Annotated in this window: 12 protein-coding genes and 1 pseudogene; 3 read left to right on the top strand and 10 right to left on the bottom strand. The window is 44.6% G+C overall.

The window, feature by feature from the left end; translation table 11 throughout:
- Positions 1 to 86: 86 nt before the first annotated feature.
- The 7 genes and pseudogenes from ppiD to HRQ85_RS26470 form a co-directional block, all read right to left on the bottom strand.
- On the bottom strand, positions 87 to 1,952 hold the full coding sequence (ppiD, locus tag HRQ85_RS18605; protein ID WP_048607903.1) for a peptidylprolyl isomerase: 1,866 nt from the start codon (positions 1,950 to 1,952) through the stop codon (positions 87 to 89).
- 218 nt (positions 1,953 to 2,170) lie between these two features.
- A complete protein-coding gene (locus HRQ85_RS18610; protein ID WP_012604504.1) occupies positions 2,171 to 2,464 on the bottom strand; it encodes an HU family DNA-binding protein in 294 nt (97 codons plus the stop codon).
- A 168-nt stretch (positions 2,465 to 2,632) separates the two neighbouring features.
- On the bottom strand, positions 2,633 to 4,984 hold the full coding sequence (lon, locus tag HRQ85_RS18615; RefSeq protein ID WP_019824784.1) for an endopeptidase La: 2,352 nt from the start codon (positions 4,982 to 4,984) through the stop codon (positions 2,633 to 2,635).
- Between the two features lie 132 nt (positions 4,985 to 5,116).
- Positions 5,117 to 6,397, bottom strand: a complete 1,281-nt coding sequence (clpX, locus tag HRQ85_RS18620) for an ATP-dependent protease ATP-binding subunit ClpX (RefSeq protein WP_009847283.1) — start codon at positions 6,395 to 6,397, stop codon at positions 5,117 to 5,119.
- A gap of 81 nt (positions 6,398 to 6,478) precedes the next feature.
- Positions 6,479 to 7,105: an ATP-dependent Clp endopeptidase proteolytic subunit ClpP gene (gene clpP, locus HRQ85_RS18625; protein WP_004736080.1), complete on the bottom strand. Its 627-nt coding sequence runs from the start codon at positions 7,103 to 7,105 to the stop codon at positions 6,479 to 6,481.
- A 105-nt stretch (positions 7,106 to 7,210) separates the two neighbouring features.
- A complete protein-coding gene (gene tig / locus HRQ85_RS18630; RefSeq protein WP_017106221.1) occupies positions 7,211 to 8,509 on the bottom strand; it encodes a trigger factor in 1,299 nt (432 codons plus the stop codon).
- 294 nt (positions 8,510 to 8,803) lie between these two features.
- Positions 8,804 to 8,986: pseudogene (locus HRQ85_RS26470) on the bottom strand (hypothetical protein); the annotation flags it as partial.
- Positions 8,987 to 9,148: 162 nt separating this feature from the next.
- Between HRQ85_RS26470 and HRQ85_RS18640 the strand changes: the two are divergent.
- The 3 genes from HRQ85_RS18640 (at position 9,149) to HRQ85_RS18650 (ending at position 12,600) form a co-directional block, all read left to right on the top strand.
- The gene (locus HRQ85_RS18640) at positions 9,149 to 10,969 is read left to right on the top strand and encodes a sensor histidine kinase (protein WP_172380336.1); all 1,821 of its coding nucleotides are present in this window, start codon (positions 9,149 to 9,151) and stop codon (positions 10,967 to 10,969) included.
- A 29-nt stretch (positions 10,970 to 10,998) separates the two neighbouring features.
- Entirely contained in the window at positions 10,999 to 12,348 is a 1,350-nt protein-coding gene (locus tag HRQ85_RS18645) for a sigma-54-dependent transcriptional regulator (RefSeq protein ID WP_172380337.1), read from the top strand.
- Positions 12,349 to 12,426: 78 nt separating this feature from the next.
- Positions 12,427 to 12,600 carry a hypothetical protein gene (locus HRQ85_RS18650; protein ID WP_167542298.1) on the top strand — a complete coding sequence of 58 codons (174 nt, stop codon included), beginning with the start codon at positions 12,427 to 12,429 and terminating at the stop codon, positions 12,598 to 12,600.
- A gap of 45 nt (positions 12,601 to 12,645) precedes the next feature.
- Here HRQ85_RS18650 and HRQ85_RS18655 read toward each other — a convergent pair whose 3' ends face one another.
- The 3 genes from HRQ85_RS18655 to HRQ85_RS18665 all read right to left on the bottom strand — a co-directional run bounded on the left by HRQ85_RS18655 (position 12,646) and on the right by HRQ85_RS18665 (position 15,825).
- Positions 12,646 to 14,007: a TRAP transporter large permease gene (locus tag HRQ85_RS18655; protein WP_172380338.1), complete on the bottom strand. Its 1,362-nt coding sequence runs from the start codon at positions 14,005 to 14,007 to the stop codon at positions 12,646 to 12,648.
- Positions 14,008 to 14,009: 2 nt separating this feature from the next.
- Positions 14,010 to 14,765 (bottom strand): TRAP transporter small permease, encoded by a 756-nt coding sequence (locus tag HRQ85_RS18660; protein ID WP_172380339.1) that lies wholly within the window; start codon positions 14,763 to 14,765, stop codon positions 14,010 to 14,012.
- Between the two features lie 64 nt (positions 14,766 to 14,829).
- Positions 14,830 to 15,825 (bottom strand): TRAP transporter substrate-binding protein, encoded by a 996-nt coding sequence (locus HRQ85_RS18665; RefSeq protein ID WP_048661479.1) that lies wholly within the window; start codon positions 15,823 to 15,825, stop codon positions 14,830 to 14,832.
- Between the last annotated feature and the right edge of the window lie 154 nt (positions 15,826 to 15,979).

Below are 15,979 nucleotides of genomic sequence, written 5' to 3' on the forward strand. Positions count from 1 at the left end.
ACAAATCTGAATTGGAGCTTAACAATCATATGTTGATTCTCAGTAGTAAACTCTAACTTGAGCTTGCTACTCAGGGAATCAAACGCTTACTGACCTTGACCCACTACGTAGTATTCAACGTCTGCGTTTTTGCGAAGTACGTTTAGTACGTTAGTCAGATCTTGTTGGTTACCAACTCGCTCCAACTGTGCACCAATTTGAGTGCTGTAAGCTGGGTTGATTTCAGCAGTCACTTTAGAAAGCTCAACAACAACGATGTTACCGTCTTGGTCTTTAGATTGACCGAACACAGCTTGACCTGCTTCTGGTTTCGCTAGAGCGAATACAGATGCCGCTAATGGCGAGTTACGGTCAATCGTTTCAAGTTCAGTGAACTCAAGGTTGTTGTCCGCTAGCACTGCTTCATTGCCTTGCTCAAGTTCGTTCACTAGAGAAACACCTAGCTCAACCGCTTGTTGCTCTGCTTGTACAGCAGACAATGCAGCAACAACTTGATCTTTCACTTCAGCTAGAGGAAGAACTGTCTCGTCACGAGTCTCTTCTACACGAACAACAATTACGTGCTCAGGTGCAACTTCGATAACTTCCGAGTTTAGACCGTCTTCTTTCACTTCAGGGCTCAAGATAGCTTGCATAACTGCAGGCGTCATCAGAACTTCTGGAGCGTCAACTTGAGAGATAAAATCTGTCGTTGTGATCTTAGCGTTGATTGCTTCTGCAGAGTCATCTAGAGAATCTGGGAATTCAAACGCTACTTTTTCTAGCTCAGTTTGTTGCTCGTAGAACTGATCAACTGCGTGTTGGTCTAGAAGCTCTGTCTTAATCTCTGCCGCTACTTCAGTGTAAGGCTGAGCTTGAGACGCTTTTAGTTCGTCTAGCTTGATGATGTGGTAGCCGAAATCAGATTTAACTAGGCCAGTCGTATCACCAATATTCTCAAGAGCGAAAGCCGCGTCTTCAAATGCTGGGTCCATAACATCGCGTTCAATCCAACCTAAATCACCACCAACATCTGCACTACCGAAGTCGTCAGATTTCTCTTCCGCTAGCGTAGCAAAATCAGCACCTGCATTTAGCTCGTCTAGGATTGACTGAGCTTTCGCTTCGTCGTCGCCTTGAACTAGGATGTGGCTAACTTTACGTTGCTCTTCAGTTGAGTACTTGTCTAGGTGCTCTTGGTAGTATTTCTGTGCTTCTTCATCGCTTACTTCAAGCTGAGACTTAAGCGCTTCAGCAGAAAGTTCAATGTAAGATACCTTAGCTTGCTCTGGACGAGTGTAAGCTGCTGGGTTCTCTTGGTAGTACTGTTCGATTTGCTCGTCAGTTAACTCGATGCCTTTTGCAAGGTCAGCAACAGACAGTGTCACTGTGCGAATATCACGAGTTTGTGCGATAAGCTTGCTCTGAGTATCGATTTCGCCCTGAAGAACGAATTCACTGCCTTGAAGTGCAGTCACAAGCTGGTTGCGCATTAGGTCACGACGCATGTATTCAGCGAAGCTCTCTGCGCTGAAACCTGCACGACGTAGTGCTGCTTGGTAAACTTCTTGGTCGAATTGACCAGCCGTTTGGAACTGAGGCATTTCTAGAATCATGGTACGGATTTGAGAATCACTGATTCGTAAGCCTAGAGACTCAGCTTGCTGCTCAAGCAGTACATCATTGATCATGCGATCCAGTACTGATTTACGGAAAGACTCTACGTAAGCAGGGTCTGCAAGCATTTGCGCGAAGTAATCGCCAAGTTGAGACTGCATACGGTTACGTTCGTTTTGGTAAGCCTGTTCGAACTCACCACGAGCAATTTCTGTGTTGCCAACTTTAGCTGCTGCGTTGTTACCGCCACCGGTGATGTAGCTGCCTACACCTGCGAATACGAATGACAGGATAATCAACCCAAGGATAATTTTTACCGCGATGCTATTCACGCCTTCGCGTAATCGATCCATCATAATTTAAGTGCTCTCCGGATATGAAGCATTGGCTTCAAAATAAAAATCTATTCACGCGATATTATCAGAAAAAGAAATGCGCATCAGTAGGATGCGCATAATTTAAATAAGTTCAATGTGCTTTGTACACATACTGTTTAAGAATGAAACATCATTTTTCAAACAGTAAACGCATTTTACTGCCTTCCCCTCTTAAATGGAGGTTTCAGCAGTGAAAATTAGTTACATGCGTCTTTAAGTGCTTTACCCGCTTTGAAGCCTGGTACTTTAGCTTCTGCGATTTGGATCTCTTCACCAGTTTTTGGGTTACGACCTGTACGAGCAGCACGAGTACGAACACTGAAAGTACCAAAGCCAACAAGTGCAACTTGGTCGCCTGATTGTAGCGTTGTGCCAACTGCTTCGATGAATGCGTCTAGAGCGCGGCCAGCTGAAGCTTTAGAGATGTCTGCGTTTTCTGCGATTGATTCTACTAGTTGTGTTTTATTCACTGTTTTTCCCCTATGTGTCATCTGTGACTACTTCTGATGACTGTACGTTCCATTTTGGTTTTAATTTAGCCGCAAGCCTTATTGCAAAAGGGCTGCCGCTTTGATCAATAACTTAGCGTCCAAAAAAAACGCTGACAAGCCTTTTCGGGCCTATCAGCGTAATTCTTTACTTATTTTTGCTATGCATCACTATTTTTTCACGTCAAACTCGACCCCTGACGGATCTCGTTCTAGCGCGACTTTGAGTACTTCATCAATCCACTGAACCGGGATCACCTTCAAGTCAGCGATTACGTTGTCTGGAATCTCTTCCAAATCACGCTCATTGTCTTTAGGAATCAGTACAGTTTTGATGCCGCCACGGTGTGCTGCAAGCAGTTTTTCTTTCAAGCCACCGATAGGCAAAACTTCACCACGAAGGGTAATTTCACCTGTCATACCGACCTCAGCTTTTACAGGGTTACCCGTCAAGCTAGACACTAATGCAGTACACATTGCGATACCCGCACTCGGGCCATCTTTCGGTGTAGCACCTTCTGGTACGTGAACGTGAATATCGCGCTTTTCGTAGAAATCCGAGTTAATACCCAGTTTTTCTGCACGAGAACGAACCACGGTCATTGCCGCTTGGATCGATTCTTTCATCACATCGCCAAGTGAACCGGTTTGCGTTAGCTTACCTTTACCCGGCATTGCTTCAGTCTCGATAGTCAGTAGATCACCACCAACTTGAGTCCAAGCTAAACCAGTCACTTGACCAATGCGGTTACTTTCATCCGCTTTACCGAAGTCATGACGTTGAACGCCTAAGTACTCTTTCAGGTTATCAATGTTAACCGTTACAGACTTAAGGTCGCTGTCTAGCAAGATGTTCTTCACTGCTTTACGACAGATCTTAGAGATTTCACGCTCTAGGCTACGCACACCCGCTTCACGCGTGTAGTAACGAATGATGCCGATGATTGCAGAGTCTTCAATCTCAATCTCATGAGGCTTAAGACCGTTGCGTTGAACTTGCTTGTCCAATAGGTGGCTCTTAGCAATGTTCAGCTTTTCATCTTCTGTGTAACCAGACAGGCGAATTACTTCCATACGGTCCAGTAGTGGGCCAGGAATGTCCATTGAGTTAGAAGTTGCCACGAACATCACATCAGACAGATCGTAATCGACTTCTAGATAGTGATCGTTGAATGCATTGTTTTGCTCAGGGTCTAAAACTTCTAGAAGCGCAGAAGATGGGTCGCCACGCATATCAGAAGACATCTTATCGATTTCATCTAATAGGAACAGTGGGTTCTTAACACCAACTTTAGACATTTTCTGGATTAATTTACCCGGAAGTGAACCGATGTACGTACGACGGTGACCACGAATCTCAGCTTCATCACGAACGCCACCTAGTGCCATACGTGTGTACTTACGACCCGTTGCCGCAGCAATCGAACGACCTAGCGAGGTTTTACCCACACCAGGAGGACCGACAAGACAAAGGATTGGACCTTTTAGCTTGTTGATACGGTTTTGTACTGCCAAGTACTCAAGAATACGTTCTTTAACACGCTCCAAGCCGTAGTGATCTTCGTTTAAGATCTCTTCCGCTTTCGCTAAATTCTTTTTAACTTTTGAACGCTTAGCCCAAGGAACACCAACCATCCAATCAATGTAGCTACGTACTACTGTTGCTTCAGCAGACATTGGCGACATCATTTTCAGTTTTTGCAGTTCTTGCTCAGTTTTCTCACGAGCTTCTTGAGGCATCTTAGAATCTTCGATCTTCTTCTTCAGAGTCTCGAATTCATCAGGTGCATCGTCCATCTCGCCAAGTTCTTTCTGAATCGCTTTCATTTGCTCATTCAGGTAGTACTCACGCTGAGATTTTTCCATCTGCTTCTTAACGCGGCCACGAATGCGTTTTTCAACTTGCAGGATGTCAATTTCTGACTCCATTTGGCCCATCAAGAATTCCAGACGTTCAGTTACATCTAAGATTTCTAGAACGTGCTGCTTGTCTACCAGTTTAAGTGGCATGTGCGCAGCAATCGTATCAGCAAGGCGAGCTGCCTCATCAATACCGTTCAGAGACGTTAGAACCTCTGGTGGAATCTTTTTGTTTAGCTTAATAAAGCCTTCGAATTGATTGATCGCACTGCGAACAACCACTTCTTGTTCTTTTTCGTCAAGTTCTGAGGTAACAACGTATTCGGCATCCGCTAAGAAGAATTCACTTTCTTTGAATTGGTGAATTTTTGCACGCTGCTGACCTTCAACAAGTACTTTAACCGTACCATCAGGGAGCTTTAATAACTGAAGAATAGTAGCGACTGTACCTACGTTAAATAGGTCGTCGATTGAAGGCTCATCAGTGTCCGCTTCTTTCTGCGCTACAAGTAGTACTTGCTTGTTAGCTTCCATTGCCGATTCAAGGCATGTAATCGATTTTTCACGACCGACAAACAATGGAATAACCATGTGTGGGTAAACCACTACATCACGTAGAGGTAGCACGGGGATTTCGATACGCTCGGAACGTTCCAAGTTCATATATTTCTCTCTTCCGCTTTAACTTATAAAGCAGTATATGGGGCTTAAACGACTGGATTCAATGGAAGAATAAAAAAAAGGAGGTAATTGCTTACCTCCTTTTTCAATTTGAGTGACTTGTCTAAAAAAGACCTACTCTGCAACAGCTGCTTGGTTATCTGAGTTGCTGTAAATCAACAGTGGTTCTGACTCACCATTAATTACCGACTCATCAATCACAACCTTGCTTACATCAGTTGAAGATGGCAGTTCGTACATAGTTTCTAGTAGAACACCCTCCAAGATAGAGCGTAGACCACGAGCACCTGTTTTACGGTTCATTGCTTTCTTAGCAATTGCGCGTAGGGCGTCTTCACGGAATTCTAACTCTGTATCCTCAAGCTCAAATAATGCTGCGTACTGTTTTGTCAGTGCATTCTTTGGCTCACATAGGATTTGGATTAGCGCTTCTTCATCAAGCTCTGTCAGTGTTGTTGTCACAGGTAGACGACCAATGAATTCTGGAATCAGACCATATTTCACTAGATCTTCAGGTTCTACTTGAGTGAATAATTCACCGATAGTTTTGGTTTCATCTTTTGAACGCACTTCTGCGCCAAAGCCGATACCTGAACCTGTTTCTACACGCTGTTCAATCACTTTATCTAGGCCTGCAAACGCACCACCACAGATAAATAGGATCTTAGACGTATCCACTTGCAAGAACTCTTGTTGTGGATGCTTACGACCACCTTGAGGTGGAACTGAAGCAACTGTACCTTCAACAAGTTTTAGTAGAGCTTGCTGTACACCTTCACCAGACACGTCACGCGTGATTGATGGGTTTTCAGCTTTACGAGAAATCTTGTCGATTTCATCGATGTAAACAATGCCGCGTTCCGCTTTCGCTACGTCGTAATCACATTTCTGAAGCAACTTCTGGATGATGTTTTCAACATCTTCGCCCACGTAACCTGCTTCGGTTAGTGTTGTTGCGTCTGCCATTGTGAAAGGAACGTCTAGGAAACGAGCCAGTGTTTCAGCCAGTAGTGTTTTACCACTACCAGTAGGACCGATAAGAAGAATGTTACTCTTACCTAGCTCTACGCCTTCAGCTGTCGTATCACCATTACGTAAACGCTTGTAGTGGTTATAAACTGCAACTGCTAGCACTTTCTTCGCGTATTCTTGACCGATTACATAGTCGTCAAGATGCTCACGAATCTCACGCGGCGTTGGCAGCGATTCCGATTCTTTCTTAGGAAGAACATCTTTAATTTCTTCACGAATAATGTCGTTACAAAGATCGACACATTCATCACAAATGTAAACAGAAGGACCTGCGATTAACTTGCGAACTTCGTGTTGGCTTTTGCCACAGAAAGAGCAGTAAAGCAGTTTACCGCTACCACCCTCTTTGCTTTTATCTGTCATTCGCTAACCTCTTAGCCTTAACTCTCTATGCTTGAGTGTATATCAATTTGAATCACTTTGCGTTAAACAATTGCCCTGCAATTATTGACCGCGGTGATTAAGAACTGAATCCACCAAGCCGTATTCTACTGCTTGATCAGCAGACATGAAGTTATCACGATCTGTATCGCGCTCAACAACTTCTAAAGGCTGACCGGTGTGCTCTGCCAATAGTTTGTTTAGCTTTTGTTTGATCGTTAGGATCTCTTGCGCGTGAATTTGAATATCAGACGCTTGGCCTTGGAAGCCGCCAAGTGGCTGGTGAATCATTACACGTGAGTTTGGAAGCACGTGACGCTTACCAGGAGTACCACCCGCTAGTAAGAATGCACCCATAGAGCAAGCTTGACCCATACATACTGTGCTCACGTTTGGCTTGATGAACTGCATTGTGTCGTAGATAGACATGCCTGCTGTTACGCTACCGCCAGGTGAGTTGATGTAAAGATAGATATCTTTGTCTGGGTTTTCTGATTCCAAGAAAAGCAGTTGAGCCACGACAAGATTTGCCATGTGGTCTTCCACTTGACCTGTTAAGAAAATGATACGTTCTTTTAATAGACGAGAATAAATATCGTAAGAACGTTCACCACGGGAAGTCTGTTCAACCACCATAGGAACTAGTGCGTCCATAATCGATGGCATTGTATTTTTTTCTTGGTAGCTCATATTCTTATGTCCCTAAAATAAATGGCCCGAATGATTAAATCATACGGACCATTGTTAGCAGAATTGTTGACCGTACGTCAACCTTCTACGTCAGATATTACTATATTAAGCAGGTTGCTGATTCATTAGCTCGTTGAAGCTAACTTCTTTATCAGAAACTTGAGCTTTAGCGATGATTGCATCAATAGCTTGCTCTTCTAGAGCAACATTGCGCATGTTGTTCATCATTTGCTCGTTTTGCTCGTAGTAAGCAATAACTTCTGTTGGATCTTCGTATGCTGTAGCCATCTCTTCGATGATAGCTTTAACTTTCTCGTCGTCAGCTTTTAGCTCTTCAGTCTTGATTACTTCACCAAGAAGAAGACCTACAACTACGCGACGTTTAGCTTGCTCTTCGAACAGCTCACGTGGAAGTTGGTCAGCAGCTTCAGTGTTGCCACCGAAACGTTGAGCAGCTTGTTGACGTAGAACACCGATTTCTTGATCGATAAGAGCAGAAGGTACGTCGATGTTGTTTTCGTTAACTAGACCGTCGATAGCTTGCTCTTTGATGCGGTTCTTAACAGCTTGCTTAAGCTCACGCTCCATGTTCTTACGAACTTCAGCTTTAAGACCTTCAACGCCGTCAGCAGCACCGAACTTAGAAACGAATTCTTCGTTTAGTTCTGGAAGTTCACGAGCTTCAACTTTGTTCAGCTTGATAGAGAACTTAGCTGCTTTACCTTTTAGGTTTTCAGCGTGGTAATCTTCTGGGAAGTTTACGTCGATTTCGAATTCCATACCTGCTGTTTTACCAACGATACCGTCTTCGAAGCCAGGGATCATGCGACCAGCGCCCATCTCTAGTGGGAAGTTCTCAGCTTTGCCGCCTTCAAACTCTTCACCGTCGATTGAACCAACGAAGTCGATAGTTGCACGAGAACCAGCGTCAGCAGCAGCTTCAACTTCAGTCCAAGTTGCTTGTTGCTTACGTAGAGTTTCGATCATCTCTTCAACGTCAGCTTCTTTAACTTCTACTGCTGGTTTCTCAACAGTGATGTTTTCTAGACCTTTCAGCTCAACTTCTGGGTAAACTTCAAAAGTTGCGTTGAATACTAGGTCAGCGCCTTCGTTGTTTTCAACTGGTGCGAACGTAGGTGCGCCAGCTGGGTTGATTTTCTCTTTAACGATCGCTTCGATGAAGTGACGTTGCATTACTTCGCCCATCACGTCTTGACGTACTGCTTTGCCGTACATTTTAGCAACCATCTTCATTGGCACTTTGCCTTTACGGAAACCATCGAAACGACGGTTTTTCGCGATGTTGCGTAGTTCAGCTGTAACTGCATCTTCGATGTTAGCAGCAGGAACAGTAATATTAAGACGGCGCTCTAGGCCTTCTAGCGTTTCAACAGTAACTTGCATTATATAAACCTCAAAACTGGCTCAGTAATCTGAGCATATGAGCCGTAACTTAGCTTTAATTCAAAAGCAGACGTTGTTGGCTGCATCCTTGTGTAGTGCTCTATCCGAACACCTAATTTAAAATCGAGCATTGATGTCTGAATTGATTATTCAACCAAACACCAGACTAATCAGCGATATCTTCGTTCTTCACACGTCGATTAAAACGCAATAAAGCTTGTTTTCAGAAACAAGAAAGGTATCTCCGATTAGCCTCAGGACAGAAATTTTAGACGCGACATTCTAGCGATCTGTTTAATCTCTGTCGAGCCGTTCACCTCTGCATGATGATGAATGCTCTAAATTCGTCCAACCAAGTGATACAAAAACGATCAAATCATCACTTAGCACAACAGAAATGGGGACAATAGCGACTTTTTCAAGGGAATCGAGGGCTTTTTTTGCTAAAAACCTTAAAAAGAGATCTTGCTCTTGTTTTACCCCTCAGAGTCGATAACTTTTTCAACAATCCCCGTTACAAACCCTTAACCTACACCCATCTGTCACTCTCTGCTTTCAGCAAAAACTACCGCTATTTGCTACCATAAACGAGAGAAGACAGGCTTGATTGTTTACCAAAGAAATTAGCGGAGAGCCTTCATGTTTCAAGCTTTTAGAATCCCAATACTATTAATGGCCACATACAGTTTACTGATGGTGTTTGGCGGTCATTGGGTGTGGAGCACGAGCCATGAAAGTTTGTTAAATGATCATCAATCTAAGTTAGACCGCTTTTCGGTTCACATTTCCAGTCAATTGGACAAGTTCGCGCACATTCCAGAACTGCTTTCAAAAGACAAAGAGCTGGTCGACGCCCTGCACTCTCCAAGTAACTCTGCGCAAATCGAACTCACTAATCGCTATCTAGAGCACGTAAACTCGGTGATTCAGGCATCAGACACCTACCTACTAGACAGCATCGGCACCACCATTGCAGCCAGTAACTGGAATCAACCACGTTCTTTTATTCGTCGTAACTTTGCTTTCCGCCCCTACTTTCAAGAAGCGATTATTGGCAATGAAAATCAATATTTTGCGCTAGGTTCAACCTCAGGAAAGCGAGGCTATTATTATTCTTACCCCGTCTCCTATGCCGCCGAGATTATTGGCGTCATTGTCGTAAAGATGGATTTATCGCTGATTGAAGCAAGTTGGAAAGGCAAACAGAGTTTTTTTGTTGCTGACGATAAAGACCAGATCGTATTTATGTCGAGTAACCCTGAATGGCTGTTCAAAAGCCTTCAGCCGCTAAGCGAAACACAACACACTCGAATTCAAGAAAGCAGGCAGTACCTCGATACAAAAATAGAAAGCCTGCACTTCTCTGGTGATTTAGACAATGTCACCAGTCGTATTGAGTCGCCACACAAACTCGTCCAAGAGCAGTTCTTTAGCTCTTCTCGCTTCCTAGCCGAGCCAAAACTCACAATCCGAGTATTTTCTCCAACCCACTTAGTGTGGTGGGACTTGGTTGCTTACCTTGTGGTTTTGAGCCTTATCTTCGCGATCATTTATCTAACGATGCAGCTCAACCACCATCGACAACAAAGACGAGCACAGATAGACAGGCTGCAATCCGAAGCCAAGCAAAAACTCGAATTTCAAGTGCTTGAACGTACATCGGAGTTGCATGTTGAGATCAAACACCGTATCGAGACCGAGCATGTTCTGAGGCAAACCCAAGACGAGCTCATCCAAGCCGCGAAACTGGCAGTGCTAGGGCAGATGTCAGCGAGCATCAGTCACGAACTGAATAACCCGCTTGCCGCGATTCGCAGTTATGCCGACAATGGCCGACTCTTCCTCGCCAAAGAAAAAACCGATCGGGTTGATGACAATCTATCGCGAATCTCGGCACTCACTGATCGCATGGCGAAAATCAGCCACCAGCTTCGCTCCTTCGCCAAGAAATCCACCGCGGAAGAGCTACACACCTTGCAAATACTCCCAGTTTTACATTCATCGAAAGAGTTGATGAAGCCACAACTTAAGAGTGAACGAGTTAAGGTCAACGAACTCCCTGAAACCTTTGATGCATGCGTGCTCGCCAACGCCATTCAACTGGAACAGGTGATCATTAACCTGCTTACTAACGCGATTCAGGCGATGGAACAACAAGACGACAAACAATTAGCTATTCTGTTAGAGATTAGGGAGTCTGACCATCAACAAGCCAAGACCTTGCTGATTCATGTCGATGATAACGGCCCCGGCTTCACCTCCCCTTCGAACGGAAACTTTTTTGAACCCTTCCATACCACCAAGAAAAACGGACTTGGACTTGGGCTATCGATTTCTCAACAAATAATCAGCGGAATAAATGGCAAGCTCGTTACAGGAAGCAGCCCTCAAGGTGGTGCTCGATTCAGCATAGAGTTGCCCCTTGTTGGACATGAACAGCAAGCAAAAACTCAGCAATAACCAGAATAAAAAGAAGTAAAGGAATCACTATGTGTCACGTCTATTTCATTGATGATGAATCCGATCTAAGAATGGCGATTGAACAGAGCTTCGAGCTCGCCGACATTAATGCCGAATTCTTTCCCGATGCGGAGTCTGCTCTGCTCGCGATTCAAGAAAACGGCTTACCTCACGTGATCATCACTGATATCTGTTTACCGGGCCTATCCGGGCATGACCTGCTCAACACCGTGATGCACAAAGACAAAGAGATCCCCGTGATCATGATTACTGGTCACGGCGATATTTCGATGGCCGTTCAAGCAATCCAATACGGCGCCTATGACTTCATTGAAAAACCTTTCGCTAATGAACGCCTAATCGAAACCACCAAGCGAGCGATAGAAAAACGTCAGCTCACCCTTGAGAACCTTGAGTTAAAACGTTCACTCAAGGCCAGCCAAGCGCTTGGCCCAAGGATCATTGGTGACACGGAATCAATGACGGAGCTACGGTCTATCATCACTCACGTTGCCGACACTAACGCCGATATTTTGTTATTTGGCGAGACAGGTACAGGCAAAGAATTAGTTGCACGCTCTCTGCATGAACAAAGCAGTAGGCGAGAACAAAACTTCGTTGCGGTCAATTGCGGCGCGGTCCCTGAAAACCTAATTGAGAGTGAACTGTATGGCCATGAGAAAGGGGCATTCACTGGCGCTGAAAGTAAGCGAGTGGGTAAATTTGAATTTGCTCAGGGCGGAACTCTATTCTTAGATGAAATTGAGTCCATGCCGATGCAAGCACAAATTCGCCTGTTGCGCGTCTTGCAAGAACGTGTCATCGAAAGGGTTGGGTCTAATGGTTTAGTTCCTCTAGACATTCGAGTGATTGCGGCAACTAAAGTCGACCTAAAGAAAGCCGCTGAAGAAGGCTCTTTCCGCCAAGATCTCTATTATCGACTCAATGTTGTGACCCTAAATTTGCCACCGTTAAGAAGCCGACAAGAAGATATCCCAGCACTCTTCCACCACTTCTTACTGGTCGCTGCAGCACGTTATGGCAAGACAGCCCCAGCCCTTCCACAAAAGGAGCTGCATACCCTTTTAGCTCATGATTGGCCGGGAAATGTTCGAGAATTACGTAACACTGCAGAGCGTTTTGTGCTTTTAGGTAAGCTTTCTCACTTATCAGACAGCGCCACTGAAACTACTCAAGAGCTGTCTTTGGCAGAATTGGTATCTGACTTTGAAAAAAACACGTTGAAGCAGGCACTTATTGAATGCAATGGCAGTATAAAAGAGACCATGGAGAGGCTGCAATTACCGAGGAAAACCCTCTACGATAAGATGCAAAAACACCAGCTAACGAAAGAATCTTATAAGGTAGAACCAAACTAAATTAGATTTGGGAGCAAGATCACCTATACTTATTTCAATAACAGGATGTTATGCAATAAATATAATAAGGAAGTCGTTATGGGTGAGAAAACAAAAGTGCCATCGATTACCGATACTTTCGAAATAGATGGTATTTTTTATACTGACAATCATGTTGATCTATACACGCCAGAATTAGAGGCAAAACGCGCTCTGTATGAGCAGATAGACCATCATTCAAATCGTGGCAGAAATATAGATGAGGAGGTCTAGTGACCTCCTCATTTTTTATGGGTTAAATTCCATGTCACCAAATAACTACTTGGTTATGATTTCCGGTCCCATCAATGTGGTCGGCAACCATGTTGATACCCAAGGCACGTAAGTTACGATAATCAGGAATAAGAACATCACGCCTACCCACGGCAGTGCAGCTTTTACCACGTTCATCATAGACATCTTGGCTACACCTGCGGTCACAAACAAATTGAGCCCGACAGGCGGCGTTATCATCCCTATCTCCATGTTCACTACCATCATGATACCAAGGTGAATTGGGTCGATACCGAGTGCAATAGCGATTGGGAATACCAATGGTGCAACGATGATCAGCAAGCCTGATGGCTCCATGAACTGCCCACCAATCAAGAGTAAAACGTTTACTACAATCAAGAAGGTGATCGGACCTAAGCCCGCAGATAGCATAGACTCAGTGATCATCTGAGGAATGCGTTCTTCGGTCAGTACATGTTTAAGAATCAAAGCATTGGCAATGATAAACAACAGCATGATCGTCAGCTTGCCTGCATCGTAAAGCGTGTCTTTGGTATCTTTATGGAAAAACGTTTGGAGCACTTTCACCAAAGCAGGCTTTGTATTGTTCTTGTCCGCAAACGGCCCCATATCTTTATAGATAAAGTTGGCGATAAAGAAGGCATACACCGCAGCTACTGCCGCCGCTTCTGTCGGAGTAAAGATACCGCCGTAGATACCACCTAGAATGATGACAATCAGCAGCAAGCCCCAGCTCGCATCTTTCGCAGCTGCGAACATCTCGCCCCAGCCCACAAATGGCTGCGCCGGAATCTTCTTAATACGAGCTGCAATGTAGATAGCAATCATCAGCATCACACCCGCCAGCAGACCAGGAATCACGCCACCTAAGAACATACGACCTACCGATACATCGGTCGCCGCTGCGTATACCACCATCACGATTGACGGTGGAATCAAGATCCCCAAGGTACCCGCGTTACAGATAACCCCTGCCGCGAACTCTTTTGAATAGCCGTTTTTGATCATGCCCGCAATAACAATACTACCGATAGCCACTACCGTTGCAGGAGATGAACCAGAAAGGGCTGCGAACATCATACATGCCACAACCGACGCCATCGCCAAGCCGCCGCGGAACCAACCCACCATCGCGATAGCAAAACGGATAATACGTTTCGCCACGCCACCAGTAGACATAAAGCTAGAGGCCAAAATAAAGAAAGGAATCGCTAAGAGTGTGTAGTGGCCTGCAAAAGCATTAAACAGCGTTTGTGCGACTGAAGCTAATGACGCATCTGAATGCATCAATAAGAATATTACGCTCGATAAACCGAGGGAAATTGCAATTGGTACACCGACCAACATGAAAGCAATTACCATTAAAAATAGAAATAACATTGCCATGATTAGTCTTCCTTACCGTTAGATTTTGTACTCGACTCATTCGCTTTGTTCTGCGGAGTCGAATTCAATACCGCTGTCGCATCTTCGTCAGAGCCCTCTAGCACGTCCGCTTTCAACGCATCCAGCTCTTCTTCGGCTTCATGTCCTGCAATCATGCGGTCAAGCTTGCCTGTTACCACTTGGTAAGCAACTTGAGCAAAACGGAACGTCAGCATTGCCATGCCAATCGGCAGCGCCATATAAGGAATAAAACGTGGCAGTTTCTCGTATCGCTCGCCTTCATTCAGCCAGTCAGCAAGAAACTGAAGCATCTCTGGCATTGGAATATCGTCGGTCTCATACCATGCGCGATCGGTCGCGAATGGGTACCAATAATTCCAAGAGCCGATAAGAAGTAAGATTGAAAATGCTAGGCAGCTTGTCACGGCGATTAGCGCGTACACTTTGCGTAGCTTTTCTGGGGCAAGGTTGATGATCACATCAACACCAATGTGGAAATGTTTTTTAACACCATAAGATGCGCCGACCAACACCATCCAAGCAAACATGAACACCGTCAATTCCAGTGCCCATAATATGTTGTCATTGAATGCGTATCGAAATACCACATTGGCAAAAGTAAGTAGCGTCATTGCGCCAAGGAAAAATGCGATTAATGACTCTTCAATCACATCCGTAACTCTTCCGACTTTGGAAAAAAGAGAGGTTTCCAGTGCTGATTCGCTAGAATTTGGTTGTTCCATTTGAGGCTTTTCCATAATTGACTCCGCTTATAATTGTTTTAATAAGGAGTGACGAATACTCGCCACTCCCTTAGCGGTATTATTGGTTTGAAGCTAACGCTGCATCGATAAGATCTGAACCGATGTCTTTTTCAAACTTCTTCCATACAGGTTGAAGCGCAACTACCCATGCTTCACGCTGTTCAGGCGTAAGTGTACGAACCTCACCACCAGCTTCGATGATGTTGTTTTTGTTCGCTAGGTTAACTTTTGAAGATTCTGCGTTACGCGTCTCAGACACTTCCTGAACGATAGTACCAAGCTGTGTGCGTACATCTTCAGGTAGGTCTTTCCAGAAGTCGTTTGACGTTACCACTAGGTAATCCAAGATACCGTGATTGGTTTCAGTCACGCCGTCTTGTACTTCAAAGAACTTCTTACCGTAGATGTTTGACCATGTGTTCTCTTGGCCATCGATAACCTTGGTTTGCAGGCCACCGTACACTTCTTTGAAAGACATCTTCTGTGGGTTAGCGCCTAGTTGTTCAAACTGAGCTACCAAAACGTCTGATGCTTGCACACGGAATTTCAAACCTTTTGCATCTTCAGGGCTGATAAGAGGTTTGTTCGCCGACATTTGTTTCATGCCGTTGTGCCAGAATGCTAAGCCTTGAAGACCACGACGCTTCATCGCATTCTTCAGTTTTTCACCAGATTCTGAGTTTTGGAAACGGTCGACGGCTTCTACGTCTTCAAATAGGAAAGGAAGGTCAAAAATGCGGTATTTCTTAGTGAATTTCTCAAATTTAGACAGCGAAGGTGCCGCCATTTGAACATCACCATTTAACAGGGCTTCCAGTACCTTATTATCATCGTAAAGTGTCGAGTTAGGGAAAACTTGCATACAAGCTTTACCATTCATTTCAGTGTTTACTCGCTCTTCTAGTAGAGAAGCGGCAATGCCTTTCGGGTGCTTATCGGTATTGGTTACGTGACTGAATTTAATCACGATTTCACCAGGGTCACAGTTTGCAGCAGCATTAAAACTTGTGAGCGCCAGAGCAGATACAGACAGCAGGGTAAGAGGCTTAAACATTATTATTCTCCTTAGTAAACAAAGCAGCACTTCAATGGGAACTGCGTGCTTTCACTAAGGCAATTAGCGCGCCACATTAACACAAACCATTAACAAGCCTTTAACCATAAGGCTTCATCAGTTCTATCTGCAGTAGTCGCGAACTCGCGGTAAG

The organism is Vibrio sp. Vb339 (assembly GCF_902751245.1).
Lineage (GTDB): Bacteria > Pseudomonadota > Gammaproteobacteria > Enterobacterales > Vibrionaceae > Vibrio > Vibrio coralliirubri.

Bases quoted from the DNA above. Each gene is read 5' to 3' on its own strand.
- ppiD (WP_048607903.1), bottom strand. From the start codon at position 1,952: ATGATGGATCGATTACGCGAAGGCGTGAATAGCATCGCGGTAAAAATT.
- HRQ85_RS18610 (WP_012604504.1), bottom strand. From the start codon at position 2,464: ATGACACATAGGGGAAAAACAGTGAATAAAACACAACTAGTAGAATCA.
- lon (WP_019824784.1), bottom strand. From the start codon at position 4,984: ATGAACTTGGAACGTTCCGAGCGTATCGAAATCCCCGTGCTACCTCTA.
- clpX (WP_009847283.1), bottom strand. From the start codon at position 6,397: ATGACAGATAAAAGCAAAGAGGGTGGTAGCGGTAAACTGCTTTACTGC.
- clpP (WP_004736080.1), bottom strand. From the start codon at position 7,105: ATGAGCTACCAAGAAAAAAATACAATGCCATCGATTATGGACGCACTA.
- tig (WP_017106221.1), bottom strand. From the start codon at position 8,509: ATGCAAGTTACTGTTGAAACGCTAGAAGGCCTAGAGCGCCGTCTTAAT.
- HRQ85_RS18640 (WP_172380336.1), top strand. From the start codon at position 9,149: ATGTTTCAAGCTTTTAGAATCCCAATACTATTAATGGCCACATACAGT.
- HRQ85_RS18645 (WP_172380337.1), top strand. From the start codon at position 10,999: ATGTGTCACGTCTATTTCATTGATGATGAATCCGATCTAAGAATGGCG.
- HRQ85_RS18650 (WP_167542298.1), top strand. From the start codon at position 12,427: ATGGGTGAGAAAACAAAAGTGCCATCGATTACCGATACTTTCGAAATA.
- HRQ85_RS18655 (WP_172380338.1), bottom strand. From the start codon at position 14,007: ATGGCAATGTTATTTCTATTTTTAATGGTAATTGCTTTCATGTTGGTC.
- HRQ85_RS18660 (WP_172380339.1), bottom strand. From the start codon at position 14,765: ATGGAAAAGCCTCAAATGGAACAACCAAATTCTAGCGAATCAGCACTG.
- HRQ85_RS18665 (WP_048661479.1), bottom strand. From the start codon at position 15,825: ATGTTTAAGCCTCTTACCCTGCTGTCTGTATCTGCTCTGGCGCTCACA.